This is a genomic window from Bradyrhizobium sp. Pha-3, from assembly GCF_042258615.1.
Lineage (GTDB): Bacteria > Pseudomonadota > Alphaproteobacteria > Rhizobiales > Xanthobacteraceae > Bradyrhizobium.
Map to the genome: position 1 here is coordinate 2,324,964 of NZ_CP170152.1, position 25,794 is coordinate 2,350,757.

The 25,794-nt window shown below is 65.9% G+C and carries 23 protein-coding genes and 1 riboswitch; of the genes, 15 read left to right on the forward strand and 8 right to left on the reverse strand.

Annotated features, from left to right (window positions below; translation table 11 throughout):
• Window positions 1-175 precede the first annotated feature (175 nt).
• From ACE10Z_RS10890 to ACE10Z_RS10955, 14 genes are all read left to right on the forward strand, one after another.
• Window positions 176-1,489, forward strand: a complete 1,314-nt coding sequence (locus ACE10Z_RS10890; protein WP_375787915.1) for an ABC transporter substrate-binding protein — start codon at window positions 176-178, stop codon at window positions 1,487-1,489.
• 135 nt (window positions 1,490-1,624) lie between these two features.
• A complete protein-coding gene (locus ACE10Z_RS10895; RefSeq protein ID WP_375787916.1) occupies window positions 1,625-2,497 on the forward strand; it encodes a carbohydrate ABC transporter permease in 873 nt (290 codons plus the stop codon).
• Between the two features lie 4 nt (window positions 2,498-2,501).
• Complete coding sequence (locus tag ACE10Z_RS10900; protein ID WP_375787917.1) at window positions 2,502-3,332, forward strand: carbohydrate ABC transporter permease; 831 nt, start codon at window positions 2,502-2,504, stop codon at window positions 3,330-3,332.
• A gap of 16 nt (window positions 3,333-3,348) precedes the next feature.
• Window positions 3,349-4,356 (forward strand): ABC transporter ATP-binding protein, encoded by a 1,008-nt coding sequence (locus ACE10Z_RS10905; RefSeq protein WP_375787918.1) that lies wholly within the window; start codon window positions 3,349-3,351, stop codon window positions 4,354-4,356.
• Between the two features lie 86 nt (window positions 4,357-4,442).
• The gene (locus ACE10Z_RS10910; protein ID WP_375787919.1) at window positions 4,443-5,216 is read left to right on the forward strand and encodes an SDR family NAD(P)-dependent oxidoreductase; all 774 of its coding nucleotides are present in this window, start codon (window positions 4,443-4,445) and stop codon (window positions 5,214-5,216) included.
• A 27-nt stretch (window positions 5,217-5,243) separates the two neighbouring features.
• Complete coding sequence (locus tag ACE10Z_RS10915) at window positions 5,244-6,896, forward strand: FGGY-family carbohydrate kinase (RefSeq protein WP_375787920.1); 1,653 nt, start codon at window positions 5,244-5,246, stop codon at window positions 6,894-6,896.
• Between the two features lie 9 nt (window positions 6,897-6,905).
• Window positions 6,906-7,844, forward strand: coding sequence for a carbohydrate kinase (locus ACE10Z_RS10920; RefSeq protein WP_375787921.1), 939 nt, complete (start codon window positions 6,906-6,908; stop codon window positions 7,842-7,844).
• A gap of 118 nt (window positions 7,845-7,962) precedes the next feature.
• Window positions 7,963-9,393 (forward strand): amidase, encoded by a 1,431-nt coding sequence (locus tag ACE10Z_RS10925; protein WP_375787922.1) that lies wholly within the window; start codon window positions 7,963-7,965, stop codon window positions 9,391-9,393.
• A gap of 283 nt (window positions 9,394-9,676) precedes the next feature.
• The gene (locus tag ACE10Z_RS10930; RefSeq protein WP_375787923.1) at window positions 9,677-10,627 is read left to right on the forward strand and encodes an ABC transporter permease; all 951 of its coding nucleotides are present in this window, start codon (window positions 9,677-9,679) and stop codon (window positions 10,625-10,627) included.
• On the forward strand, window positions 10,624-11,520 hold the full coding sequence (locus ACE10Z_RS10935) for an ABC transporter permease (protein WP_375787924.1): 897 nt from the start codon (window positions 10,624-10,626) through the stop codon (window positions 11,518-11,520). The genes ACE10Z_RS10930 and ACE10Z_RS10935 overlap by 4 nt, the downstream gene beginning before the upstream one ends.
• Window positions 11,521-11,522: 2 nt before the next feature.
• Window positions 11,523-12,527 (forward strand): ABC transporter ATP-binding protein, encoded by a 1,005-nt coding sequence (locus ACE10Z_RS10940; RefSeq protein ID WP_375787925.1) that lies wholly within the window; start codon window positions 11,523-11,525, stop codon window positions 12,525-12,527.
• The gene (locus ACE10Z_RS10945; RefSeq protein ID WP_375787926.1) at window positions 12,524-13,558 is read left to right on the forward strand and encodes an ABC transporter ATP-binding protein; all 1,035 of its coding nucleotides are present in this window, start codon (window positions 12,524-12,526) and stop codon (window positions 13,556-13,558) included. The genes ACE10Z_RS10940 and ACE10Z_RS10945 overlap by 4 nt, the downstream gene beginning before the upstream one ends.
• Before the next feature lie 56 nt (window positions 13,559-13,614).
• On the forward strand, window positions 13,615-15,105 hold the full coding sequence (locus tag ACE10Z_RS10950; protein WP_375787927.1) for an ABC transporter substrate-binding protein: 1,491 nt from the start codon (window positions 13,615-13,617) through the stop codon (window positions 15,103-15,105).
• A 40-nt stretch (window positions 15,106-15,145) separates the two neighbouring features.
• The gene (locus tag ACE10Z_RS10955; RefSeq protein WP_375787928.1) at window positions 15,146-15,436 is read left to right on the forward strand and encodes a c-type cytochrome; all 291 of its coding nucleotides are present in this window, start codon (window positions 15,146-15,148) and stop codon (window positions 15,434-15,436) included.
• Between the two features lie 106 nt (window positions 15,437-15,542).
• On the opposite strand, the gene glyA is transcribed toward ACE10Z_RS10955, so the two are convergent.
• The 3 genes from glyA to bla all read right to left on the reverse strand — a co-directional run bounded on the left by glyA (window position 15,543) and on the right by bla (window position 18,431).
• Window positions 15,543-16,820: a serine hydroxymethyltransferase gene (gene glyA, locus ACE10Z_RS10960; RefSeq protein ID WP_375787929.1), complete on the reverse strand. Its 1,278-nt coding sequence runs from the start codon at window positions 16,818-16,820 to the stop codon at window positions 15,543-15,545.
• Between the two features lie 34 nt (window positions 16,821-16,854).
• Window positions 16,855-16,940: riboswitch (ZMP/ZTP riboswitch) on the reverse strand.
• A gap of 83 nt (window positions 16,941-17,023) precedes the next feature.
• The gene (locus tag ACE10Z_RS10965; RefSeq protein ID WP_375787930.1) at window positions 17,024-17,539 is read right to left on the reverse strand and encodes an ankyrin repeat domain-containing protein; all 516 of its coding nucleotides are present in this window, start codon (window positions 17,537-17,539) and stop codon (window positions 17,024-17,026) included.
• Window positions 17,514-18,431: a class A beta-lactamase gene (gene bla, locus ACE10Z_RS10970; protein ID WP_375787931.1), complete on the reverse strand. Its 918-nt coding sequence runs from the start codon at window positions 18,429-18,431 to the stop codon at window positions 17,514-17,516. The genes ACE10Z_RS10965 and bla overlap by 26 nt, the downstream gene beginning before the upstream one ends.
• Window positions 18,432-18,531: 100 nt before the next feature.
• Between bla and ACE10Z_RS10975 the strand changes: the two genes are divergently transcribed.
• Window positions 18,532-19,509 carry a LysR substrate-binding domain-containing protein gene (locus ACE10Z_RS10975; protein WP_375787932.1) on the forward strand — a complete coding sequence of 326 codons (978 nt, stop codon included), beginning with the start codon at window positions 18,532-18,534 and terminating at the stop codon, window positions 19,507-19,509.
• A 339-nt stretch (window positions 19,510-19,848) separates the two neighbouring features.
• Here the strand turns inward: ACE10Z_RS10975 and ACE10Z_RS10980 are convergent, their stop codons facing one another.
• From ACE10Z_RS10980 to ACE10Z_RS11000, 5 genes are all read right to left on the reverse strand, one after another.
• Window positions 19,849-20,817, reverse strand: coding sequence for an ABC transporter ATP-binding protein (locus ACE10Z_RS10980; RefSeq protein WP_375787933.1), 969 nt, complete (start codon window positions 20,815-20,817; stop codon window positions 19,849-19,851).
• Window positions 20,814-21,794, reverse strand: a complete 981-nt coding sequence (locus tag ACE10Z_RS10985) for an ABC transporter ATP-binding protein (RefSeq protein WP_375789804.1) — start codon at window positions 21,792-21,794, stop codon at window positions 20,814-20,816. Before ACE10Z_RS10985 ends, ACE10Z_RS10980 begins: the two co-directional genes overlap by 4 nt.
• Window positions 21,791-22,708 carry an ABC transporter permease gene (locus ACE10Z_RS10990; protein ID WP_050402552.1) on the reverse strand — a complete coding sequence of 306 codons (918 nt, stop codon included), beginning with the start codon at window positions 22,706-22,708 and terminating at the stop codon, window positions 21,791-21,793. Before ACE10Z_RS10990 ends, ACE10Z_RS10985 begins: the two co-directional genes overlap by 4 nt.
• Complete coding sequence (locus tag ACE10Z_RS10995) at window positions 22,674-23,630, reverse strand: ABC transporter permease (RefSeq protein ID WP_375787934.1); 957 nt, start codon at window positions 23,628-23,630, stop codon at window positions 22,674-22,676. Before ACE10Z_RS10995 ends, ACE10Z_RS10990 begins: the two co-directional genes overlap by 35 nt.
• A 242-nt stretch (window positions 23,631-23,872) precedes the next feature.
• Complete coding sequence (locus ACE10Z_RS11000; RefSeq protein WP_375787935.1) at window positions 23,873-25,663, reverse strand: peptide ABC transporter substrate-binding protein; 1,791 nt, start codon at window positions 25,661-25,663, stop codon at window positions 23,873-23,875.
• Window positions 25,664-25,794 lie beyond the last annotated feature (131 nt).

Consider the following 25,794-nt stretch of genomic DNA (forward strand, 5'->3'; position numbering starts at 1 on the left):
AATCCGCGTTCTCGGCGCTAGCCGCTCCCCCTCCGCGAAAACCGCCATCCCAGGCTGTGGTGGAACCCGCAATCGCGCGAGACGGCGTCTCCGCGTGCTTGACAAATTTTAACGACGGGATGAACATACGCTCAACACGTGGGCATATGCTCAACGTGACATAAGGGAGGTCACCTTGAAAAACGTCCTTTGCGCCGTTGTGGGCGCGGCCAGTCTTTTGATCTCTGCCCCCTCGATCGCCCAGACCACGTTGACGGTCGCGACCGTCAACAACAGCGACATGATCCGCATGCAGGGGCTCACCAGCGAGTTCACCGCGAAGAATCCGGACATCACGGTCAAATGGGTGACGCTGGAAGAGAACGTGCTGCGCCAGCGCGTGACCACCGACATCGCCACCAAGGGCGGCCAGTTCGACGTGCTCACCATCGGCACCTACGAGGTGCCGATCTGGGCCAAGAAGAGCTGGCTGGTGCCGCTCGACAAGCTCGGCGCCGACTACGACGTTGGCGACCTGCTGCCGAAGATCAAGGATGCCGTCTCGGTCGACGGCAAGCTCTACGCCGCGCCGTTCTACGGCGAGAGCTCGATGGTGATGTATCGCACCGACCTGTTCGACAAGGCCGGCCTGAAGATGCCGGAAAGCCCGACCTGGGACTTCGTGGTCGATGCCGCCAGGAAGCTGACCGACAAGTCGGGCGGCGTCTACGGCATCTGCCTGCGCGGCAAGGCCGGCTGGGGCGAGAACATGGCGTTCCTGACCGCGATGTCCAACTCGTTCGGCGCGCGTTGGTTCGACGAGAAGTGGGAGCCGCAGTTCAATTCGCCGGAATGGAAGAAGACGCTGACGACCTATGTCGACCTGATGAAGCAGGCCGGACCTCCCGGCGCCTCGTCCAACGGCTTCAACGAGAACCTCGCGCTGTTCAGCGCCGGCAAATGCGCGATGTGGATCGACGCCACGGTGGCGGCGTCCATGGTGACCAATCCGAAGGATTCCAAGGTTGCCGACAAGGTCGGCTTCGCGCTGGCCCCGAACACCGGGCTCGGCAAGAACGCCAACTGGCTGTGGGCATGGAGCCTCGCGATCCCCGCCGGCTCGAAGAAGGTCGAGGCGGCCGAGAAGTTCATCGCCTGGGCGACCAGCAAGGATTACACCAAGCTCGTCGCGGACAAGCAGGGCTGGGCCGCCGCACCTCCCGGAACGCGCACCTCGCTCTACAAGAATCCCGACTATCTGAAGGCGGCACCGTTCGCCAAGATGACGCTTGCCTCGATCGATGCGGCTGACCCCAGCCATCCGACCGTCAAGCCGGTGCCTTACGTGGGCGTGCAGTATGCGGCGATTCCTGAATTCCAGGGCATCGGCACCCAGGTCGGCCAGCAATTCTCGGCCGCGCTCTCCGGTTCGACGACCGTCGACGCTGCGCTCGCCGCCGCGCAGTCCGCGACCGAGCGCGAAATGAAGCGCGCGGGCTACATCAAGTAAACAACGCCGAGATGAAGCCGGGGCGCAGCACGCGCCCTGGCCGCCCGACCAGCTCCAACCTCCCGAGCTGGGCTACTTGCGACCATCCTGTCCCGCAGCGGGATGGTCGCTCCTTTCCCAAAGAAGGAGGCGGGGATGGCGACCCAGCAGACCCAACTGCTAGCACGCACGCTGCTCACGCCCGCCGTGGCGCTGCTGTTCATCTGGATGATCGTGCCGCTGGCGCTCACGATCTACTTCGCGACCCTGCACTACAATCTGCTCGATCCCGGCTCCGAATCCTTCGTCGGGATGGAGAACTTCCGCTACTTCCTCACCGATCCGGCCTTCCTCGCCTCGCTGCAGAACACCCTGGTGCTGGTCGGCTCGGTGCTCGCGATTACGATCATCCTCGGCGTGCCGCTGGCGCTGCTGCTCGATCAGCAGGTGGTCGGGCTTTCGATCGTCCGGCTGATGGTGATCGCGCCGTTCTTCGTGATGCCGACGGTGAGCGCGCTGGTCTGGAAGAACCTCTTGATGCATCCGGTATCTGGACTTTTCGCCTGGATCGCGCATCTGTTCGGGTTGCCGGCGATCGACTGGTTCAACGATGCGCCGCTGTTCTCGGTGATCCTGATCATCTCCTGGCAATGGCTGCCGTTCGCGACCCTGATCCTGCTCACCGCGCTGCAATCGCTCGACGAGGAGCAGAAGGAGGCGGCCGAGATGGACGGCGCGAGCGCGATCTCGACCTTCATCTACATCACGCTGCCGCATCTGGCGCGCCCGATCACGGTGGTGATCCTGATCGAGACCATCTTCCTGCTCACGGTGTTCGCCGAGATCTTCGTCACCACCGGCGGCGGCCCCGGCCTGCAGACCACCAACATCGCCTTCCTGATCTATTCGCAGGCGCTGATCCAGTACGACGTCGGCAGCGCGTCGGCGGGCGGTCTGGTCGCGGTGGTGCTCGCCAACATCGTCGCGTTCTTCCTCGTTCGTATCGTCGGCCGGAACCTGGAGGCGTAACGTCATGGCGCGGATGGTCACGACCCGGAACAAGGTGATCTCGACGGCGGCAGCCTGGCTGGTCGGCTTCCTGATCTTCTTCCCGATCCTCTGGATGGTGCTGGCGAGCTTCAAGACCGAGCTTGAGGCGTTCGCGATCCCGCCGTCGTTCCTGTTCTTCCACTGGACGACGGAGAATTACGTCACGGTGCAGGAGCGCAGCGACTACCTCCACCACGCGCTCAACTCGATCATCATCGCCGGCGGCTCGACATTGATCGCGATGCTGATCGCGATCCCGGCGGCATGGTCGATGGCGTTCTCGCCGACCAAGCGGACCAAGGATGTCTTGCTCTGGATGCTGTCCACCAAGATGATGCCGCCGGTCGGCGTGCTGGTGCCGATCTACCTGATCTATCGGAATTTCGGCCTGCTCGATACCCGAACTGGCCTGATCTTCATCCTGTGCCTCGGCAATCTGCCGATCGTGATCTGGATGCTGTTCACCTATTTCAAGGAGATCCCGAAGGACATTCTCGAGGCGGCGCGAATGGACGGCGCCACGATCGGGCGCGAGCTGATCTATGTGCTGACGCCAATGGCGGTGCCGGGGCTGGCCTCGACATTGCTGCTCAATCTGATCCTGGCGTGGAATGAGGCGTTCTGGACCCTCAATTTGTCGACGCTTGAGGCCGCGCCGCTCACCGTGTTCATCGCATCCTATTCCAGCCCGGAAGGATTGTTCTGGGCGAAATTGTCGGCGGCGTCGACGCTCGCGATCGCGCCCATTCTCGTGCTCGGCTGGTTCAGTCAGCGGCAACTCGTCCGCGGCCTGACCTTCGGCGCGGTCAAGTAGCAGAAAGGCTTGTCCCATGGGTCAGATTACGCTGCAGGGTGTGCAAAAGTCGTTCGGGCCGGTCCACATCATCAAGGGCGCCGACCTCGAGATCTCTGACGGTTCCTTCGTCGTCTTCGTCGGTCCGTCGGGCTGCGGCAAGACCACGCTGCTGCGGTTGATCGCGGGGCTCGAGGATGTCACCGGCGGCGCCATCCTGATCGACGGACGCAACGTGGTCGACGTGCCGCCGGCCAAACGCGGGCTGTCGATGGTGTTCCAGTCCTACGCGCTCTATCCGCATATGAGCGTGCGCGGCAACATCGCGTTCGGCCTGAAGATGGCCGGGATCGCCAAGGACGAGATCAACCGCAAGGTCGAGGCTGCTGCGGCGACGCTCAACCTGACGCCCTATCTTGACCGCAAGCCGCGCGAGCTCTCCGGCGGCCAGCGCCAGCGGGTCGCGATCGGCCGTGCCATCGTGCGCGAGCCGAAGGCGTTCCTGTTCGACGAGCCGCTGTCCAACCTCGACGCCGCGCTGCGGGTGCAGATGCGGCTCGAGGTGACGCGGTTGCAGAAACAGCTCGGCACCACGGCGATCTACGTCACCCACGACCAGGTCGAGGCCATGACCATGGCCGACAAGATCGTGGTGCTGAACGGCGGCAAGATCGAGCAATACGGTTCGCCGCTCGAGCTCTACGAGAAGCCTAACAACCTGTTCGTCGCCGGCTTCATCGGCTCGCCGAAGATGAATTTCGTCACTGGTGAGCTCGCCAGGCAGCAGGGCGCTGCGACCATCGGCGTGCGGCCCGAGCATTTGAAGGTCGAGCGCGACGGGCAGGGCGGCTGGCACGGTACGGTCGCGGTCGCCGAGCATCTCGGCAGCGATACCTTTCTCTATGTCGACGCTGCGGCATTGGGAACGCTGACCGCGCGCTATGTCGGCGAGCTCGACCTGCATCCCGGCGACAAGGTGTCGCTGATCCCGGATCCGGCGCGCATCCATCGTTTCGACGACAGCGGCAAATCGATCCACGCGTAGAGCATGGATGGTCGCCGCAGTTGATCTCGCTCTGGCCGGGGCGGCACGCCCGCGAAAATGCAGGCTCTAGGCAAAGGAAGAAGAAAATGTATCTCGAGAAATTCAGGCTCGGCGGCAAGACCGCCATCATCACCGGCGCCGGTCAGGGCATCGGGCTCGCATGTGCCGAGGCGCTGGCGGAAGCCGGCGCCAAGGTCATCATCGGCGACCGCGATGCCAAGGCGGCCCATGACGCGCAGGCGGCGCTGAAGGCCAAGGGCTTCGACGCCGATATCGCGCTGATGGACGTGACGGATTCCGGGCGCGTCTCGGCCGTCGCCGACGAGCTGATCCGCAACTACGGCAAGGTCGATATCCTCGTCAACAATGCCGGCATCGCGCGCAGCGAGACGCCGGCCGAGACCGTGACCGACGAGCATTGGCTCAACGTCATCGACGTCAATCTGAACGGCACCTTCTGGTGCTGCCGCGCGTTCGGCAACCACATGCTGAAGGCGAAGTCCGGCACCATTGTCAATGTCGGCTCGATGTCCGGCTTCATCGTCAACAAGCCGCAGGAGCAGTGCTTCTACAATGCCTCCAAGGCCGCGGTACATCATTTGACCAAATCGCTCGCCGCCGAATGGGGCGCGCGCGGGGTTCGCGTCAACGCCGTGGCGCCGACCTATATCGAGACGCCGCTGAACGCCTTTGTGAAGAACAGCCCCCGGATGTACGACGCCTGGATCGGTGGAACCCCGATGGCGCGGATGGGGCAGGTCGACGAGATCGCCTCCGTGGTGCTGTTCCTGGCCTCCGAGGCGGCGAGCCTGATGACCGGAAGCATCGTTCTGGTCGATGGCGGCTACACTTGCTGGTAGGATCGCGCCGGAAATAACGGAGCGGCCATGCGGCAAGCCTATATCGGGGTGGACGTCGGGAGCACCAGCGCCCGGGCGGGGGTATTCGACGAGGCCGGAAAGCTATTGGGTTCGGCCCGGCATCCGATCCGGGTCTGGCACGAGCCCGGCGATATCGTCGAGCAATCGTCCGATGACATCTGGGCGGCCTGCGTGACGTCCGTGCGTAACGCGATGCGCGAGGCCGCGGTCGGGGCCGAGCAGGTCAAGGGCATCGGCTTTGACGCGACCTGCTCGCTGGTCGTGCTCGACAGGGAAGGCCGGCCGCTCACCGTCAGCCCGTCCGGCGATCCCGCGCGCAATGTCGTGGTCTGGATGGACCACCGCGCGATCGATGAGACCGAATTCGTCAACGCGACCGGCGACCGCGTGCTGCGTTATGTCGGCGGCGCCATCTCGCCGGAGATGGAGATCCCGAAGATCCTCTGGCTGAAGCGGCATCTGCCGGCGACCTTCGAGGCCGCCGGGCACTTCTTTGATCTCGCCGACTATCTTTCGTTCCGCGCCTCCGGCTCACTGGCGCGCTCGACCTGCACGGTCACGTGCAAATGGACCTATGTGGCCGGTGAGGGCGGCTGGAGCGAATCGTTCCTGAAGCGCGTCGGGTTGGAGGCGCTCGCCGCCGATCGCTTTGCCCGCATCGGTACCGAGATCGTCCCGCCCGGCTCGCCGCTCGGCCGCGGCTTGTCGGAAGATGCCGCGCGCGATCTTGGCCTTGCGCCGGGAACTGCGGTCGGCGCCTCGCTGATCGACGCCCACGCCGGCGGCGTCGGCGCGATCGGCGGCCGTGACGGGTCCGGCGCCGACGTCGATGTCTGCCAGCGATTGGCCTACATCATGGGGACGTCGGCCTGCATCATGGCGACCACCGTCGATCCTTGCTTCGTGCCCGGGGTCTGGGGCCCTTATTTCGAAGGCATGGTGCCGGGCTTCTGGCTGAACGAGGGCGGTCAATCGGCGGCGGGTGCCGCGATCGATCATCTGCTCAAATCGCATCCGGCGCATGCCGAGGTCTTGCTGGCTGCGAAGAACGACGGCGTCGATGTCATCGAGTACCTTGAGAAGCGCATCCTGGCGCGCAGCGGCAATGCCGGCGCGGCCGCGCTGCTCGCGCGCAACGTTCATGTCCTGCCGGAATTCCTCGGCAATCGTTCGCCCTATGCCGATCCGGGCTCGCGCGCCGTGATCGCGGGGCTCGATCTCGACACCGATGTGTCGGCGCTGGAGCGGCTGTTCATCGCCGGCCTGTGCGGGCTGGCCTATGGCCTTGCCGATGTCATCGAGGCGCTGCAGGCCCACGGCGTCACTGGCAAGACCATCGTGATCGGCGGCGGCGCGAGCCGCAGCCCGCTGGTGCGCCAGATCATGGCCGACACCACCGGCTATGTGGTGGCGCTCCCGCAGACGCAAGAACCCGTCTTGCTCGGCGCCGCCATGCTCGGCGCTGTCGCCAGCGGTGCGCACAATTCGATCAATGCGGCGATGGCCGGCATGTCGGCGCTCGGGCGGTTGAGCGAGCCGACCAGGCCCGAGCTTGCCGATTTCCATCGCCGGAAGCGCGGCGTGCACAAGATGCTGCGCCGGCTTGATCGCGACAGCCGCGAGGCGATGAAGCGGGCGCCCGGCGCGGCGCCGGGTTGAGGTGTTCGCATGCTGCTGAGTTGCGGAGATGCACTGATCGATTTCCTGCCGTCGCGGACGGCGGACGGACGCGAAGCCCTGACGCCCGCGGTCGGCGGCTCCTGCCTCAACATCGCGATCGGCAGCGCCCGGCTCGATGTTCCCACCGGCTTTGTCGGCGGCATCTCGACCGACACCTTCGGCAGGATGATCGCCGATCACGCCGCGGCGTCCGGCGTCGATCTCGGCCGTGCGACACGCAGCGACCGCCAGGCCACGCTGGCCTTTGCGCGCGTCATCGGCACTGAGACGCAATACGCCTTCTATGACGCCGACACCGCGTCGCGGAACTGGAGCTATCGGCGCGAGGCGATCGCGCTCGACGGCGTCACATGCCTGCACACCGGCTCGACCACGCTGGTCCATGACAAGGGCGCGGCCGAGACGCTGGCTTTCATCGAAGATGCGCGGGCGAAAGTGACGATCTCGCTCGATCCGAATTGCCGGCCGAACCTCGTCAACGACAAGGACGCCTATCGCGCCCGCATGCTGGCGTTCTGCGGCAAGGCGGATATCGTCAAGATGTCCGACGTCGACTTCGCCCATCTGTTCGGCGATCAGGCCTATGCGGCGAGGGCCGGGGCGCTGCTGTCCAGCGGCGCGTCACTCGTCGTCATCACGCGTGGCAATGATGGCGCCTCTGCCTGGCATCGCCAGGCCGGACCGATCGAGGTCGAATCGCCGGTGGTGAATGTCGTGGATACGATCGGCGCCGGCGACAGCTTTCAGGCGGCGCTGCTCGCCGCATTGCATCGGCTGGACCGGATCGCGCGGCAGCAACTGCGCGAGATTAGCACGGCCGAGCTCACGCGCGCGCTGTCGTTTGCCTGCAAATGCGCGGCCTTCACCTGCACGCGCGCGGGCGCCGATCCGCCGCGGAGCCGGGAGTTGCCCGCGGGCACTTGGTAGGCCATGCGCGACCGCCGCCGCGCCACGTGCCATCATGCGCGCGAGGCGATGGACTTGACGCATCCGGCGCGGCACGATGCGGGTCGTCGACCACGTCCAATACGAGCCCGTTCCCAAGATGAGCGAAGATCTGTGCCTGCTGCCTGCCGTCGAGCTTCGTGCGCGGATCGCTCGCAAGGAGGTCTCTCCCGTCGAGCTCACCGCCGCGGTGCTGGCCCGCGCCGAGCGGCTGCAGGGCGAGCTGAACTGCTTCATCACGCTGTGCGGCGAGGCGGCGATGGCGCAGGCGAAGGTCGCGGAGCGGCAGGTCATGGCCGGCGAGCCGCTCGGCCTGCTGCACGGCATCCCCTTCACGGTGAAGGACATCGTCAGCACCAAGGGCGTGCGCACGACCTTCGGCGCGGTGCCGTACCGGAACAACGTGCCCGATCATGACGCCGTGGCGGTGGCCCGGCTCCGTGCGCAGGGCGGAATATTGCTCGGCAAGACCACGACGCCGGAGTTCGGCAGCAAGTGCCTGACCGACTCGCCTTTGTTCGGCCGCACCCGCAATGCCTGGAGTGCCGAGCGGTCGAGCGGCGGTTCCAGCGGCGGCGCGGCGGTGGCAGTCGCAAGCGGCATCGCGCCGCTGGCGGTTGCGACCGATGGTGGCGGCTCGACCCGGATTCCGGCCGCCTGCAACGGCGTGGTCGGGATCAAGCAGAGCAACGGCGTGATCCCGCACAGCCAGGTGCAGGACGCCTTCGGCAACCAGACCTATGTCACGCCGACCACCCGCACCGTCGCCGACACCGCGCTGATGATGCAGGCGATGGCCGGCGAGGACCCGTCCGATCCGTGGTCGATCGGCGTGCCGGTGCCTGATTATCTCGATCGCGCGGCGCCGCGCGGCGATCTCCGGGGCAGGCGGGCGCTGTACTGCCTGTCGCCGCCGGGCCGACCGGTGACCGCGGATGTTGCTGCTAACTTCAAGGCGAGCCTCGACCTGCTGGCGAGCCTCGGCGCGGAACTCGAGGAGTTTTCCGGCGACGGCTTCGACATCGAGCCGATCTGGCGCGCCATCAATCACACGGTCTGGCGCACCCGCTTCGAGAAGCTCGCGGCCGATCATCCCGATGACCTGAGCCCGACCTTCCTGAAGCAGCTCGCGCTGGCCGCGAAGGTGAGTGGCGTCGAGTACCAGCAGGCGATGTTCGACCGCACCGCGCTGTTCCGCCGCGTGCAGTCGCTGCTTGCGCGCGGCGACCTCCTGGCGATGCCGACGCTGACCCGCACGGCGCTGCCGATCGACCAGGATCTGTTCGGCACCATCGAGATCGACGGCGAGAGCTTCGACAGCGTCCGGCCGCACTGGTTTCCCTGGACCATGCTGTTCAACATGACCGGGCATCCCGCGGTCAGCATTCCCTCAGGCTTCGGCCGCGACGGCCTGCCGATCGGCCTGCATCTGGTCGGACGCTTCCGGGCCGACGCGGACCTGCTGCGGGTTGCAGCGCTGTTCGAAGAGGCGAGCGACCTGCTCGGCCGCTGGCCGGCGCTGGCATCATGAAAGGTGCGGCGAAGGGCTTGCATTCGTTCGCGAACATGTTGAAACGTGGCTTCAGACAGGTACAAAGGTCACGGATCTTGATTGAATCGGTTCGGCCGCGCGCTCAATTCACCTCTCCCCGACGGGGAGAGGTCGATTTGCGCAGCAAATCGGGTGAGGGGCTCTGCTCCAACGAGAGAGCATAACCCCTCACCCGGCGCTGCGCGCCGACCTCTCCCAAGGGAGAGGTGAGCGTTCGATGCCGCTCCAGTTCGATCAAATCTTGCACCGACTTTAGGCGGGCATGAGCGTATTCTTCCTGCGGCGGATCCTGACCCTGGTGGCGACGCTGGTCGCGGCCTCGGTGATCATTTTCCTGGTGCTCGACGCACTGCCCGGCAATGCGGCGCAGATGCTGATGGGCGCCGACGCCTCGCCCGATGCGGTGCGTGCGCTCACCGTCAAGCTCGGCCTCGACCAGCCGCTCATGGTTCGCTATCTGCTCTGGCTCAAGGGCATGGCGGTCGGCGATCTCGGCAACAGCTATGTCTATGGCACGCCGGTGGCGGGCCTGATCGCCGAACGGCTGGTGCTGACGATACCGCTCGCGATCATGTCGATGCTGATCACGGTGGTGCTGGCGCTCGCGGCCGGCATCTACACCGCGGCCAACCACAACAAGCTCGGCGATGTCGGCGTGATGTCGCTGACCCAGATCGGCATCGCGCTGCCGAATTTCTGGTTCGCGATCCTCTTGATCCTGCTGTTCTCGGTGAAGCTGCAATTGCTGTCGGCCGGCGGATTCGCCGGCTGGGATGACGGCATCTGGGCGGGGATTCGCTCGCTGCTGCTGCCCGCGATCTCGCTTGCCGTGGTGCAGGCCGCAATCCTCGCCCGCGTCACCCGATCGGCGGTGTTGGAGGTGCTGCGCGAAGATTTCGTCCGCACGGCGCGTGCAAAAGGGCTCGGCAAGCGCGAGGTGCTGTGGCGGCACGTGCTGCGCAACGCCATGATCCCGGTCATGACGGTCATGGGCCTGCAATTCGCCAATCTGCTGGCCGGCACCATCGTGATCGAGAACGTGTTTTATCTGCCGGGCCTCGGCCGGCTGATCTTCCAATCGATCGCCAACCGCGACCTGATCGTGGTGCGCAACTGCGTGATGCTGCTCGCTGCGATGGTCGTGACAGTCAATTTCGTGGTCGATGTGCTCTATGCCTTCATCGATCCGCGCATCAAGGTTGCCAACCTGTGAGCGCGCCGCTGACCGCATCCGCCGGCACGGCGGCGATCGCACCCGGCGCAAGGCCTGCGACCGGCTTCTGGCGCCGCGCGCTGCGTCATCGCAGCTTCGTGCTCGGCGCGGTGCTCAGCCTCGTCGTGCTCGGCGCGGCGCTGCTGTCGCTGGTCTGGACGCCGTGGTCGGCCTATGACATCGACGTCGCCTCGAAACTGCACCCGCCATCGGCGGCGCACTGGCTCGGCACCGACGTGCTCGGCCGCGACATCGTCTCGCTGCTTTTGGTCGGCGCGCGCGCCACCATCATGGTCGGCGTCATTGCCGTCGGCATCGGCCTGACCTTCGGCGTTGGCCTTGGCCTGATCGCGGCTGCCCGCAAGGGCTGGACCGAGGAGCTCATCATGCGGATGAGCGACTTCACCTTCGCGTTTCCCGCCGTGCTGTCGGCCATCATGCTTGCCGCGGTCGCGGGCCCCGGCATGGTGACGTCGATCACCGCGATCGGCATCTTCCAGATCCCGACCTTCGTCCGCGTCACCCGCGGCTCGGCCAATGCGATCTGGGCCCGCGAATTCGTGCTGGCCGCGCGCGCCGCGGGCAAGGGCTCGTTCCGCATCACGATCGAGCATGTGCTGCCGAACATCCTGTCGATCCTGATCGTGCAGGCGACGATCCAGTTCGCGCTCGCGATCCTCGCCGAGGCCGCGCTGTCCTATCTCGGGCTCGGCACCCAGCCGCCGCAGCCGTCCTGGGGCCGCATGCTCAATGACGCGCAGACCCTGCTGTTCCAGTCGCCGATGCTCGCGGTCTATCCGGGTGTCGCGATCGCGATCGCGGTGCTCGGGCTCAACCTGCTCGGTGACGGCCTTCGCGATCTGCTCGATCCCCGTCTGGCGCGGGAGCGTTGAGCATGCGTGAGGCAGGCGCGCCGCTGATCGAGGTGAAGGACCTGGGCGTCCGGCTAAACACCAGCCGCGGCCCGGCGCAGGCCGTCCGCGGCGTCAGCTTTGCGCTTCGCCGCGGCGAGACGCTCGGGCTGGTCGGCGAGTCCGGTTGCGGCAAGTCGGTCACGGCGCTGGCCCTGATGGGGCTGCTGCCCGACAGCGCCGCGATCAGCGGCAGCATCCGGCTCGATGGCACGGAGCTGGTCGGCCTGCCGGACGCAGCCTACTGCAAGCTGCGCGGCAACCGCATCAGCATGATCTTCCAGGAGCCGATGACCGCGCTCAATCCGATGCACACGATCGGGCACCAGGTCGCCGAGCCCTTGCTGCGCCACACCGGTGTCTCGGCAGCCGAAGCGCGACAGGAAGCCATCGCCTTGCTCGATCGCGTCGGGCTACCCGATGCGGCGAAGCGTGTCGATGCCTATCCGCACCAGTTTTCCGGCGGCCAGCGCCAGCGCATCACGATCGCGATGGCACTGGCCTGCCAGCCTGACGTCTTGATCGCCGACGAGCCGACCACGGCACTCGACGTCACGATCCAGGGCCAGATCCTCGATCTGATCGCAGGTCTCGTCGCGGAGCGCGGCATGTCGATGATCCTGATCTCGCACGATCTCGGCGTGATCGCCGAGAATGTCGAGCGCATGATGGTGATGTATGGCGGCACCGTCGTCGAAAGCGGCGCCACCGATGCCGTGTTCACGCGGATGGGCCATCCCTATACGCAGGGCCTGTTCCGCGCCCGGCCGCGGCTCGGCGCGCGCAAGGGGACGCGGCTCACGACCATCGCCGGCACTGTGCCGGAACTGGCTGACCTGCCCGCGGGCTGCACCTTCGCCGATCGCTGCGCGATCGTGGAGGCGCGTTGCCGCGCGACGCTGCCGGCCGTCGTCGATGTCGGCGGAAGCCATGGCGTGCGTTGCATCAGGACCGACGTCTCGATGGCGGCCGGGGGCGTTGGCACATGACTGTGCTCGATCAGCCCCAGCCCGCGCCCGCGACACCGTTGCTCGAGGTGAGGGATCTCGCGCAACGCTACACCTTGCCGCGTGAAAGCCTGTTCAAGCCGGCGGCGCAGGTGCACGCGCTCAATGGCGTCACGGCGCAGGTCATGCCGGGCAAGAGCCTCGGCGTGGTCGGCGAGTCCGGTTCGGGTAAATCGACCCTTGCGCGGCTTGTGATGGCGCTGGAGCGGCCGTCGTCGGGGCAGGTCGTCATGATGGGCCGCGACCTCAACCGGATGCCGCCGGACGAGCTGCGCCACGCCCGCCGCGATTTCCAGATGGTGTTCCAGGACCCCTATGGCTCGCTCGATCCGCGGCAGACCATCGCGCGCATCGTTGCCGAGCCGCTGACTGCGCCCGGGCGCATCGATCGCAGCAGCCTGCGCGAGCGCGTCGCCGCCGTGCTGCGGCAGGTCGGGCTGCGCGATGCCGACATGGACAAGTTCCCGCACGAATTCTCCGGCGGCCAGCGCCAGCGCATCGCGATCGCGCGTGCGCTGATCACCCAGCCGAAGCTGATCGTCGCCGACGAGCCGGTCTCGGCGCTCGACGTCTCGGTGCAGGCGCAGGTGCTCAATCTGATGCAGGATCTGCAGGACGAGTTCGGTCTGAGTTACATCCTGATCAGCCATGATCTCGCCGTGGTCGATCTGCTCTGCGACGAGATCGCGGTGATGTATCTCGGGCGGATCGTCGAGCAGGGGCGTCCCGCCGATCTGTTCGCCCACAGCGCCCATCCCTACACGCGCGCGCTGCTCGATGCGGTTCCGCGCGCCCGGGCCGGTGGTGTCCGGCGGCGCCGCGGAGCGCAGGCGATCGTTTCGCAGTCCTCGGTCACGGCCGGCTGTCCTTACGCGCCGCGCTGCCCCCTGGCCGACCAGCATTGTCGCGAGACCGCGCCTGCGCTACGCAGCGTGGGTGACGCCCATCTGGCGGCCTGCCATTACGCCGAAGCCGTGATGGCGCTGCCGCCGGTGGTCGCCGAGGCCGGTTAGTCTTTTCTGTAGGGTTGACCTAGGCTGATCAAAGAGCACGTCCGGGGAGCAGACCGATGTTGAGGAAATTGTGCGTCATCGCGGCCGCTGCCGCACTCGCTGCAGCGCCATTGCCGAGCCTCGCGCAGGGCAAGAAGGACAGCGTCGTGATGGGTATGACGCTGGAGCCGCCGGGACTCGATCCCACCAACGCGGCCGCCGCGGCGATCGCCGAAGTGACGCTCTACAACGTCTATGAGACGCTGACCAAGATCAACGAGGACGGCTCGGTGTCGCCGCTGCTCGCCGAGAGCTGGCAGGCCGCGCCGGATCTCAAGACCTACACCTTCAAGCTTCGCAAGGGCGTCAAATTCCACAATGGCGAGCCGTTCGATTCCGCGGCGGTCAAGTTCACGTTCGACCGCGCCGCGGCGCCGACCTCGACCAACAAGGACAGGAGCCTGTACCAGGCCTTCGCGTCGGTGACGGCGCCGGACCCGGAGACGATCGTCGTCGCGTTGAAGTACGCCGAGCCGAACCTGCCGTTCCTGCTCGGCCAGGCGTCAGGCTCGATCGTCGAGCCGAAGAGCGCGCCGACCGATGCGACGCAGCCGGTCGGCACCGGGCCCTATACGCTCGGCAGCTGGGCCAAGGGCTCGTCGATCACGCTGGTGAAATGGCCGGCGTACCGCAACGCTGCCGCGATCAAGCTTTCCAAGGTGACGATCCGGTTCATCGGCGATCCCGCCGCGCAGGTCGCGGCGCTGCTGTCGGGCGACGTCGACGCGTTTCCGCGGGTTGCGGCGGCGCGCAGCCTCGCGCAGTTCAAGGCCGATCCGCGCTTCAACGTGCTGATCGGCGGCTCGCGAACAAAAACCATCGTCGGCATCAACGAGCGCAAGAAACCGCTGGACGACGTCCGTGTTCGCCGCGCCATCCTGGCGGCGATCGACCGCAAGGCGATGATCGACGGCGCGGTCGACGGCTTCGGCACGCCGATTGGCAGCTTTTACACGCCGGGATCGCTCGGCTATGTCGATACCACCGGCATCAATCCCTACGATCCGGAACTCGCCAAGAAGCTGCTGGCCGAGGCCGGCGTCAAGACGCCGCTCGAACTCAGCCTGAAACTGCCGCCGCCGTCCTACGCGCGGCAGGGCGGCGAGGTGCTCGCGGCGCAGCTCGCCAAGGTCGGGATTGTTGCCAAGATCGAGAACGTGGAGTGGGCGCAGTGGCTGTCGCAGGTCTTCACCGGCCCGCACAATTACGACCTCACCATCGTTGCGCATGTCGAGCCGTTCGACCTCGTGAAGCTGACCGAGCCGGATTACTATCTCGGCTACAAGTCCGAGGCGTTCAACGCGCTCTATCAGCAGATCATGGCGACGCCTGACGAGGCCGGCCGGGCAAAGCTGCTCGGCGACGCGCAGCGCATGCTGGCAACCGATGCGGTCGCCGGCTTCCTGTTCCAGCCGCAATTGATCACGATCGCCAGCAAGAAGCTGAAGGGCGTGTGGAAGGACGTGCCGCAATTCGAGAATGATTTCTCGACCTGGGCTTGGGAGTAACCCGGGATTCGGGAGCAGGCGATCGCGCCGGCGAAGACCAATGGCCTCAGCCGGCGCCGCGCCTCGCGCGACGTCGAGCGCACCCAAGGACGTCGCAGCGAAGGCGCTCAGTGCCAGCGCTTCCGTCGGTTGCCCGGCCTGCGATCTCGATCGCTTCCAGGGCGACGGCACGGTGCCGCGGCTTGCCGGGATGGGACGTGATTACCTCGCCAAGACCACCGCCGATTTCCGCACCCGCGCGCGCGGCAACAATCCCGGCATGTCCGACCTGATGCTGGCGACGTCGCCCGACGACCTCGCCGCGCTGGTGGACTATCTGGCGGGGCTTTAGGGGGCAGGGCTATCGGATATGCGCCTTTGGCGATCGAGGGTGGGCGCCGGCGCACCGACCCCGTTCTGCATATCTGTGCGTCAAGTTCCGGTTGCCGTACAACCGATCAGTTCGGTCGAGACCTGGACACCACGCCTGGAACAGGAAAGGCTCGGCACATCTCGATGCACTCCGACCTGAGACGCGCGAGGACCGCATCGTCTCCGTTCGCCTGCAGGGCCGCCGCAATGAACTCGCCGATACGGCGCATTTCGGAATCTCCCATGCCACGCGTGGTCGCCGCCGGTGTCCCAAGGCGAATACCGCTTGGCCTGAGCGGCGGGCGCGGATCGTCTGGAATAACCTGCTTGTTTGTGGTGATGGCGATGGCATCGAGCACGTCCTCGGCTGCTCGCCCGTCCAGTCCGACGGACGCGACTGTATCGACGACCATCATGTGATTGTCCGTCCCGTCCGTGACCAGCTTCATCCCGCGTTCCATCAGCGCGCCGGCAAGAACCTTCGCGTTGTGCAAAACCTGCCGCGCGTAAATTTGGAAATCCGCGGTCGCCGCCTTCTTGAGCGTCACGGCAATCCCGGCCACGACGTTCATGTGAGGTCCGCCCTGCAAACCTGGAAAGACGGAAGCATCGATCCGGCCGGCATTTTCCTTCCGGCACAGGATGATCCCGCCGCGGGGGCCGCGCAGTGTCTTGTGGGATGTCGTCGTCATGATGTCGAAGCCGGCATCAAGCGGATTGCGCATGACATTCGCGGCAACCAACCCGCCATAGTGGCTCACGTCAGCCATCGTGAGCGCGCCAACTTCGTCGGCGATACTCTTGAATGCCGCATAGTCCAGGTCGCGCGGATAGGAGCTGTAGCCGCACAACACCATCTTCGGACGCGCTTCACGCGCAATCGCGCGCAATTCATCGAAATCGATCGCGCCGTTTGACGGGGCCGTCTTGTAGCGAACGAAGTTGAACAAGCGTCCCATGTGGGACACCGGCGCGCCGTGGGTGAGATGACCGCCGTGGGACAGGTCCATGGCGAGAATCGTGTCGCCGGGCTGCAACAGGCCGAGATAGACGGCCTGATTCATCGGTGATCCGGAAAGCGGCTGAACGTTGGCGTGCTCGGCACGAAAAAGCGAGCAGGCCCGCTGGCGTGCGAGGTTCTCGATGCTGTCGGTATACTGCTGGCCGCCGTAGTATCTGCGTCCCGGATATCCCTCGGAGTATTTATTGGTGAAGACCGATCCGAGCAGTTCAAGCACCTCCGGGTAGGTGTAATTCTCGGACGGGATCAGTTCGACGCCGTCCTGTTGACGGCGCTCTTCCCCTACAAGAGCGGCAGCGATCTCTTGATCGTTGATGGACAGTTCGGTGTGAAATGACGGCATGCTCGGGCTCCTCAACACGCTGTTTTTCCAGCAGATTGGTTGCCCAGGCGATCGGCGTTGGAACCCTTCGCGCTTCCCCGTGGTCGATTCCACGTTAGCTCGCCAGTCGCGCGACAGGACGAATGAGCACAGAGACTCTTCGTACAGAAAAATTTAGCCGATCCGCGGACCTTTCGCAACCAATGAGTCCATCGCATCATGCCTCAGCGCGGCGTCAGCTCCTCGCGCAGCGCCGACAGGATGGTGAGATCGGCGGCGTGCTTGCCGGCCTTGTCGGCCAGCGCCGCATCGGCGCCGTGGGCGAGCAGCGCCTTCGCGATCGCCGGGTGGTTGCCTTCGGCGGCGATCATCAGCGCCGTGCGGCCGCGGGCGTCGCGTTCGTCGACCTTGGCGCCTGCGTCCAGGAGATAGGAGACGACCTCGAGCGCTTGTGCCTCCGGCACGGTCTCATCCGGCCCGGCCGCCCACATCAGGAGCGTGAGATCGTTGGCGTAGCGCGCATTGATGTCGATATCGAGCGCAAGCAGCTGCTTGACGATGCCGAGCTGACCGCCGGCCGCCGCATACACCACCGGTGGCTTGCCGGTGTCGTCAGCCTTGCGGCCGTCGGCGCCGTGCGCCAGCAGCTGCCAAGCCGCGCAGCGATTTGAGGCCGCGCAGCGATGTCGTGCCGCGCGGCGTTGTCCTGCCGCTCTAGCCGGTCTGCCCGGTGCTCGCATTGGCAACGGCGCGCCCGACATTGGCGATCACCTCGTTGCACTTCTCCATCGGAGCACTTGCCCCGGTCAGGTAGACCGTCACCACGATCGGCTTGCGGCCGGGCGGCCAGAACACCCCGATATCGTTATAGGTGCCGCGCTCGCCGGTGCCGGTCTTGTCGCCAACCTGCCAGTCGCGGGGCACGCCGGCGCGCAGCCTCGTGTCGCCGGTCTTGTTGGCGACCATCCAGTCCACGAGCTTCTGGCGCGAGGCGGCCTGCAGGGCATCGCCGATCACCACGCGCTGCAGACTCTTCAGCATCGCGACCGGGCTCGTCGTGTCGCGCGGATCGCCCGATACCCCCTCGTTCAGCGCCAGCTCCCAGCGGTCGAGCCGGCTCACATTGTCGCCGATAGTGCGGAAGAAGCCGGTCAAGCCGGCCGGCCCGCCGATCTCGCGGAGGATCATGTTGCCCGCGGTGTTGTCGCTCCGCGTGATGGCAGCCTCGCAGATTTCGGCGAGCGTCATGCCCGACGCGACATGCTCCTTGGTCACGGGCGAATTGGCCAAGATATCCTTGGCCTCGAACCGCACGCGCTGGTCGAGGCTGGATTCACCGCGGTCGACCCGGTGCAGCACCGCGGCCGAGGCCAGCGCCTTGAAGGTGCTGCACATCGGGAACCGCTCGTCGCCGCGCAGGCTCGCGCGCAATCCGGTCTCCATGTCGAGCGCGGCGACGCCGAGCCTGCCGCTGGTCGCGAGCTCGATGCGTGCAAACTCCTCTTGCAGCCGCTGCGCCGGTCCGTTTGGTCCCGCCGCTGCGCTCTGTCCTGCCGCGGCGCTTGGCCGCGGCAAGGTGCAGGACGCCGCAAGGCCCAGCGCGCGCAATCCAAGTGTCCGTCTCGTCAGCATGTCTCGTCTCCCGTTGGCGGCGCGAACCTGCCGGGCGGCGTGACGATCGACAAACAATCATTTATACAGCGAGGCATGAGAAAAACTTGGTCATGACGTCGTGCGCCGGCATCTCCCGCTGAACGCGTTGCGTGCCTTCGAGGCCTCCGCGCGGCTGTTGAGCTTCACCCGCGCGGGCCTGGAATTGCGCGTGACGCAGACCGCGATCAGCCACCAGGTCAAGCAGCTCGAGGATCTGCTGGGCGCGAGTCTGTTCCGCCGCCTGCCGCGCGGGCTGGTGCTTACCGACGAAGGGCTGGCGCTGCTGCCGGTGCTGACCGACGCGCTCGACCGGATCGGGGCGGCGATCGACCGCATCGAAGCCAAGGGCACGCGCGAGGTCGTCACCGTCGGCTGCGTCACGACGTTCGCGACCGGATGGCTGTTGCAGCGGGTCGATCGCTTCAAGCGCGCGCATCCCTATATCGACCTGCGCCTGCTCACCAACAACAACCGCGTCGACATCGCGGGCGACGGGCTCGATCTCGCGCTGCGCTTCGGCGACGGCTCCTGGCACGGCACCGAGGCGATCCATCTGTTGTCCGCGCCGCTGTCGCCGGTGTGCTGCGCTGACGTGGCGGGTCGGCTGCGCAAGCCGTCCGATCTCGCGCAGGAGTTTTTGCTGCGCTCCTACCGCGCCGAGGAATGGCCGCTGTGGTTTGCGGTGGCCGGCGCGCCGTGCCCGAAAATCCAGGGACCGATCTTCGACAGTTCGGTTGCGATGGCCGAGGCCGCGGCGCGCGGCGTCGGCGTCGGGCTGGTGCCGACAGCGATGTTTGGCAATGAGCTGGCGTCCGGCCGGCTGGTGCGGCCGTTCGCGGCCGAAGTCCCGGCGGGGTCCTATTGGCTGACCTGGCTCAAGTCGCGCGAGGTGACGCCCGGCATGCGCGCCTTCCGCGACTGGCTGCTCGACACGCTGCGGGCGGAGGTGAGTGAGACGGAGGAGGTGAGGGATGCGCCACAGGTGCCTGCCGCACGGCCCAAGCCGAAAGCTAAAGCGAAGGCCAGAACAAAGCCCGCGAAGAAGCGGCGACGCTAGTCGAAGTTCATCTAGCCCGTCATCCTGAGGAGCCGCGAAGCGGCGTCTCGAAGGATGCACGGCCCGGCTGGTGGCCGTCGACCCTTCGAGACGCGCTACGCGCTCCTCAGGGTGACGGGGTGATTGCTCTGCTTGCTCAGTGTCATCACCCGCGCATGCGGGTGATCCAGTATTCCAGAGACCGCAGTGCTCGAGCCGAGGGGCCGCGGCGTACTGGATCGCCCGGTCCATGTGCGCAATTGCGCACAGGCCGGGCGATGACCGCGGTGGACGAGGATATAGCCTCACATCCTCTTAGGGTGACGGTCCAGGAGCAGCGTGCGCTGCGGAGCAATCCGCCTATGCCAGATGGCACGCCACAAAATGCCCGTTGCTGCCTTCGCGCAGCTCAGGCGCGCTCTGACGGCAGCGCTCTTCGGCGATCGGGCAGCGGGTGTGGAAATGGCAGCCCTTCGGCGGGTTCATCGGGCTCGGCACGTCGCCCTTCAGGCGGATGCGCAGCTTTTTGGCCTTGGGATCCGCCACCGGCACCGCCGAGAGCAGCGCCTTGGTGTAGGGATGCTGCGGGTTGCGGTAGAGATCGCTGGCTTTGGCGAGCTCGACGATGCGGCCGAGATACATCACGGCGACGCGGTCGGAGATGTGTTCGACGACAGAGAGATCGTGGGCGACGAACAGATAGGTGAGGTTCAGCTCGGCCTGCAGATCCTCGAGCAGGTTGATGACCTGGGCCTGGATCGAGACGTCGAGCGCCGAGACCGGCTCGTCGCACACGATCAGCTTCGGCTCCAGGGTCAGCGCGCGGGCGATCGCGATGCGCTGGCGCTGGCCGCCGGAGAATTCATGCGGATAGCGCCGCATGTGCTCGGCCTTCAGCCCGACCTTGACCAGAAGGCGCGCGACGCGGTCCTCGCGCTCGCTGGCCGAGGTCACGAGGTTATGGATGATGAAGGGCTCGCCGAGGATTGCGCCGACCGTCATGCGCGGATTGAGCGAGGCGAACGGGTCCTGGAACACCAGCTGCATGTTGCGCCGCATGGCGCGCAGATCGCCGCCGCCGAGCCCGATCACGTTCTGGCCGTCGAACACGACTTCGCCCGAGGTCGGCTCGATCAGCCGCAGCACGCAACGCCCGGTGGTCGACTTGCCGCAACCGGATTCGCCGACCAGCCCCAGCGTCTCGCCGCGGTTGACCGCAAACGACACCCCGTCGACCGCATAGACTTGCCCGACCTCGCGCGACAGGAGGCCGCCGAGCACCGGAAAGTGCTTCTTCAGATTGCTGACGCGCAGCAGCGGCTCGCTCATGACGCGTCTCCGAGGTGGCAGGCCATGCGATGGCCGGGCGCGATCTGGCGCAGCCGTGGCTCCTGATCGGTGCAGATACGCATGGCGTGTTTGCAGCGGGAAGCAAAACGGCAGCCGGGCGGCGGGTTGATCAGGATCGGCACCGAGCCACCGATCGCTTCCAGCCGGGTCTTGTGCTCGGCGTCGAGATCGATGCGCGGGATCGAGCGGATCAGGCCCTGGGTGTAGGGATGGCTCGGATTGCCGAACAATTCGTCGACCGCCGCCTCTTCCACCACCTTGCCGGCATACATCACGACGACGCGCTGCGCGGTCTCGGCGACCACGCCCATCGCGTGCGTGATCAGCATCACCGCCATGCCGAGGCGCTCCTTCATGTCCTGCAGCAGGTCGAGGATTTGTGCCTGGATGGTGACGTCGAGCGCGGTGGTGGGCTCGTCCGCGATCACGAGCTTGGGCCGGCAGGCCAGCGCCATCGCGATCATCACGCGCTGGCGCATGCCGCCGGAGAACTGGTGCGGATAGTGATGCACGCGGCCCGCGGCATTGGGGATCTGCACCAGCTTCAGCATCTCGATGGTGCGCTCGAGCGCCTGCTTCCTGGTCACCGCCTCGTGGCGGCGCAGGCTCTCGGCGATCTGCTCGCCGATGGTCAGCACCGGGTTGAGCGAGGTCATCGGCTCCTGGAAGATGAAGCCGATCTCCTTGGCCCTGATGTCGTCGAGCTCATGGCTGGTCAGCGGTGCCAGGTCGCGGCCCTCGAACATGATCTCGCCGGCGACGATCTTGCCCGGCGGCATCGCGATCAGCTTCAGGATCGACATCGCGGTGACGGTCTTGCCGCAGCCGGATTCGCCGACCACACAGAGCGTCTCGCCGCGGTTGATGCTGATGTCGACGCCGTCGACCGCCTGGACGATGCCCTCGTCGGTGGTGAAATGGGTTTTCAGGCCCTTGATGTCGAGCAGCGCCATCAGATCACCTTGCGGGCGTCGAGCGCATCGCGCAGCCCGTCGCCGATGAAATTGATGGCGACGACCGCGATGAAGATCGCGCCGCCCGGAAACAGCGCCCAGTGCGGGCCGATATCGAGAAAGTCCTTGGCGTCATAGAGGATGCGGCCCCAGGTCGGCGTATCCGGCGGGAAGCCGAGGCCGAGGAACGAGAGCGTCGATTCGGCGATGATCGCGGCGGCGACGTCGATCGTGCCGGCGATGATCACAGGTCCCAGCGCATTGGGCAGGATGTGGCGCACCACCTGCCGCACCGGGCTCGCGCCGAGCGCGCGCGCCGCCTCGACGAATTCCTTCTCGCGCAGGGAGAGAAACTGGGCTCGCACCAGGCGGGCGACCGGCATCCAGCGCAGGCCGCCGATCACAAGCACGATCAGGATAAAGATGCCGCCCTCAGGGCCGAACACGGCCTTGAGCCCGTCGCGGAACAGATAGATCAGCATCAGCAGGAGCGGCAGTTGCGGCAGCGACAGGAACAGGTCGGTCAGCCACATCAGCGCATAGCCGAGCGGGCCGCGCGACATGCCGGCGAGCGCACCGATCAGCGTGCCGACGAACACCGAGACCAGCATCGCGGCGAGCCCGACCGCAAGCGAGATGCGGCCGCCATAGATCATGCGGGCGAGCAGGTCTTGGCCGAGATCGTCGGTGCCGAACGGATGCGCCAGCGAGGGGCCCTGCAGGCCCGCCACCACGTCGATGTCGCTGATCGAGACCCGCCAGATGAACGGGCCGATCACCACGGCGGCGATCAGCAGCAGCAGCAGCACGGCGCTGACCACGGCCGGCCGGTGCCGGCGGTAGCGCCGCCAGGTTTCGCGCCAGGGCGAGTAGCCGCGCCGCTCAGCGGAAGGAGATGCGAGGGTCAAGCCAGCCATAGAGGACATCTGCAATCAGGTTGAAGAGCACCACGAGACACGCGAAGACGAAGGTCACGGCCATCACGACCGGCGTATCGTTGGCGAGGATGGAAGAAATCAGGAGCGAGCCGATGCCGGGAATCCGGAAGATCTGCTCGGTGACGATGGCGCCGCCGAACACCGCAGGCATCTGGAGTGCGATCAGCGTGACGACCGGGATCATCGCATTGCGCATCACATGCTTGACGATCACCTTGGCCTGCCCGAGCCCCTTGGCGCGCGCGGTGGTCACATAGTCGAGCCGGATCACGTCGAGCATCGCCGAGCGCACGAAGCGGGTCATCGACGCCGCCTGGAACAGGCCGAGCACCATCACCGGCATGATGGCCTGCCGGATCATCTCCAATAGCCAGGGGATGCCGCTGCCGGGCACGTCGGTGTAGACGAAGGGCAGCCAGTCCAACTTCACCGAGAACACCAGGATGAACAGGATGCCGGTGAAGAAGGTCGGCAGCGAAAAGCCGATGAAAGCGAAGGTGTTGGCGAGCTGGTCGAACAGCGAATAGGGCCGGGTGGCGGCGTAGACGCCGACCGGGATTGCGATCAGCAGCGCCAGCAGCTGCGCCGAGCCGATCACGTAGAGCGTGGTCGGCAGCCGCTGCAGGATCAGCGTGTCGACGTTGATCCGGCTGACAAAGGAGAAGCCCCAGTCGCCCTGCGCCATCGCCGCAAGCCAGTGCAAATAGCGCAGGTAGATCGGATCATCGAGCCCGAACTTGGTGCGCAGCGCGGCCTGCACCTCGGGCGGCACGTTCGGATTGGTCGCGAGCTCGCTGAACGGATCGCCCGGCGCGAGCGCCAGCACGACGAACAGCACGACCGAAATCCCGAGCAGGCTCGGGATCGCGATCAACAGACGGCGCAGGATATACTGACTCATCGAGAGATCATCTGACTAACGCTCGCACCTTGAGCACGTTGATCTTGCTTCCAGTCGAAAGGCGAGCTTCACCTCGCACCGCGTGCAGGGAGAGGTCGGAATTCAAGCACAGCTTGAATTCCAGGTGAGGGGACTCTCCAAGAACTCATCTCTCACGGCATTTGCGGTTGGAGCCCCTCTCCTCGCAAGAACGGGGGGAGGGAGAAGATGCACCCACTCAACTCCGAACCTGTCCCCGTGTCTCAGGTTTCACGATACCAATCTTGCAGATTGTCGGTTTGGTTGGCCCAGCCGGAGAGCGCGGGCCGCACCGTGTTGGAGCAGGCTTCCACCGCAAGCCGATGCATCACGGGGATCATCACCGTGTCCTGCCACATCAGATCGTTGCACTTGATGTAGAGATCCGCGCGCTTGATCGGATCGGTCTCGGTATCGGCAGCATCGACTGCGGCGTCGAAATCCTTGTTGACCCAGCGCGGGAAGTTCGGTCCCTGCCACTTGTTCTCCTTGGTGGCGACGTTGCGCGAATGATAGCGACGCATGTGCAGGGCCGGATCGGGTTGCGTCATCGGGATCTGGAACATCTCGATGTCGGCATAGAAATGGGAGTAGGTGTCGGGGTTGGCGACGTCGGAGGAGAAGAACACCGAGGCCACCACCGATTTCAGCTCGACGTCGATGCCGGCCTTCTGGCAGGCCTGCTTGACGATCGCCTGGGTCTTCTGCCGCGGCCCGTTGATCGAGGTCTGGTACAGCAACTTCAGCTTCTTGCCGTCCTTCTCGCGGATGCCGTCGGAGCCCGCCTTGCAGCCGGCCTGCTCGAGCAGCGCGCTCGCCTTCTCGACCGAGAACTCCCATTTGGTGTTCTTGGAGACGAACTCCTCGGGGCCGTTGAGATAGTTGGCGGTGGCGCGGCCGGCGCGGCCGTAGATCACCTTCTTGATGGAGTCGCGGTCGACCAGCAGCGCGAGCGCCTGGCGCACGCGCGGGTCGGACAGGATCGGATGCTTGGTCTTCATCGACGAGCGTTCGCCGTCGACCTCGGTGTTGGGATCGGTGAAGTTGATGGCGATGAACTCGATGTCGCCGCCGACGGCATAGAGCGTCTTGCCCTTGCCGCCCTTCTCCAGCCGCAGCAGCACCTCGTCCTCGACCTGGATGTTCCAGGCGAAATCATATTCGCCGGTCTGGATCACCGCGCGCGCCGCCGACACCGCGTCGCCGCCGCCCTTCATCTCGATCGTGTCGAAATAGGGCCGGTTCGCCATGTGGTAGTTGGGGTTGATCTCGCCGCGGATCAGGTCGCCCGGCTTGAATTCGATGAACTTGTAGGGTCCGGTGCCGACCGGCTTCAGATTGGTCGGCGCCTCGCGCGACTTGCCGCCCTTGAATTCCGCGAACAGGTGTTTCGGAATGATGCAGCCATAGGCACCGACGAACGCGTTGGCCCAGAACGGCGTCGGATCCTTGAACTTGATGCGGACCGTGAGGTCGTCGACCTTCTCCACGGTCATGCCGGCGTAAGTCGCACTCGAGACCGCTGCCGTCGCGGGGTCGCTGGCATATTCCCAGGTGAAGACGACGTCGTCGGCGCTGAACGGCTTCCCGTCATGCCATTTGACGCCGGGTTTGAGTTTCCAGACCACCGATTTGGCGTCGGCGGCGAGTCCGCCGTTCTGGATCGAGGGGATCTCTGCGGCGAGGATCGGGTTGAGATGGCCGTCGACGTCCCAGCTGGCCAGCGGCTCATAGAAGATGCGCGAGCCGTCCTGGTCCTTGGTGCCGGTGGCGAAATGCGGATTGAGCAGGGTCGGGCCCTGCCACCACAACAGCTTCAGCGGACCGCCGCCGCCGCGCTTGGTCGGTTTGTAGGGATTGGGGCTTTGCGCCATCGCGACGCCGCCGATCGCCAGAATCTGGTTGGCCAACGGCGCGGTGAGGCCGACGGCAATCATTCGCTTGACGAAGGCGCGGCGGTCCATCCGTCCGTCCTTTACGTCGTCGATCATCCCGCGCAGATTGTTGTCGAACATTGTCCCCTCGGTCCGGCTCACGTGTGATTGCGGCGGGCCTTGGAACCGGCCGCCGTGCTGGCGGCAGATGGCACACCGAATGACCGCGCAGGTCAACGCCTGCCGAGGTTCAGCGACTAGGTCTTTTGGCT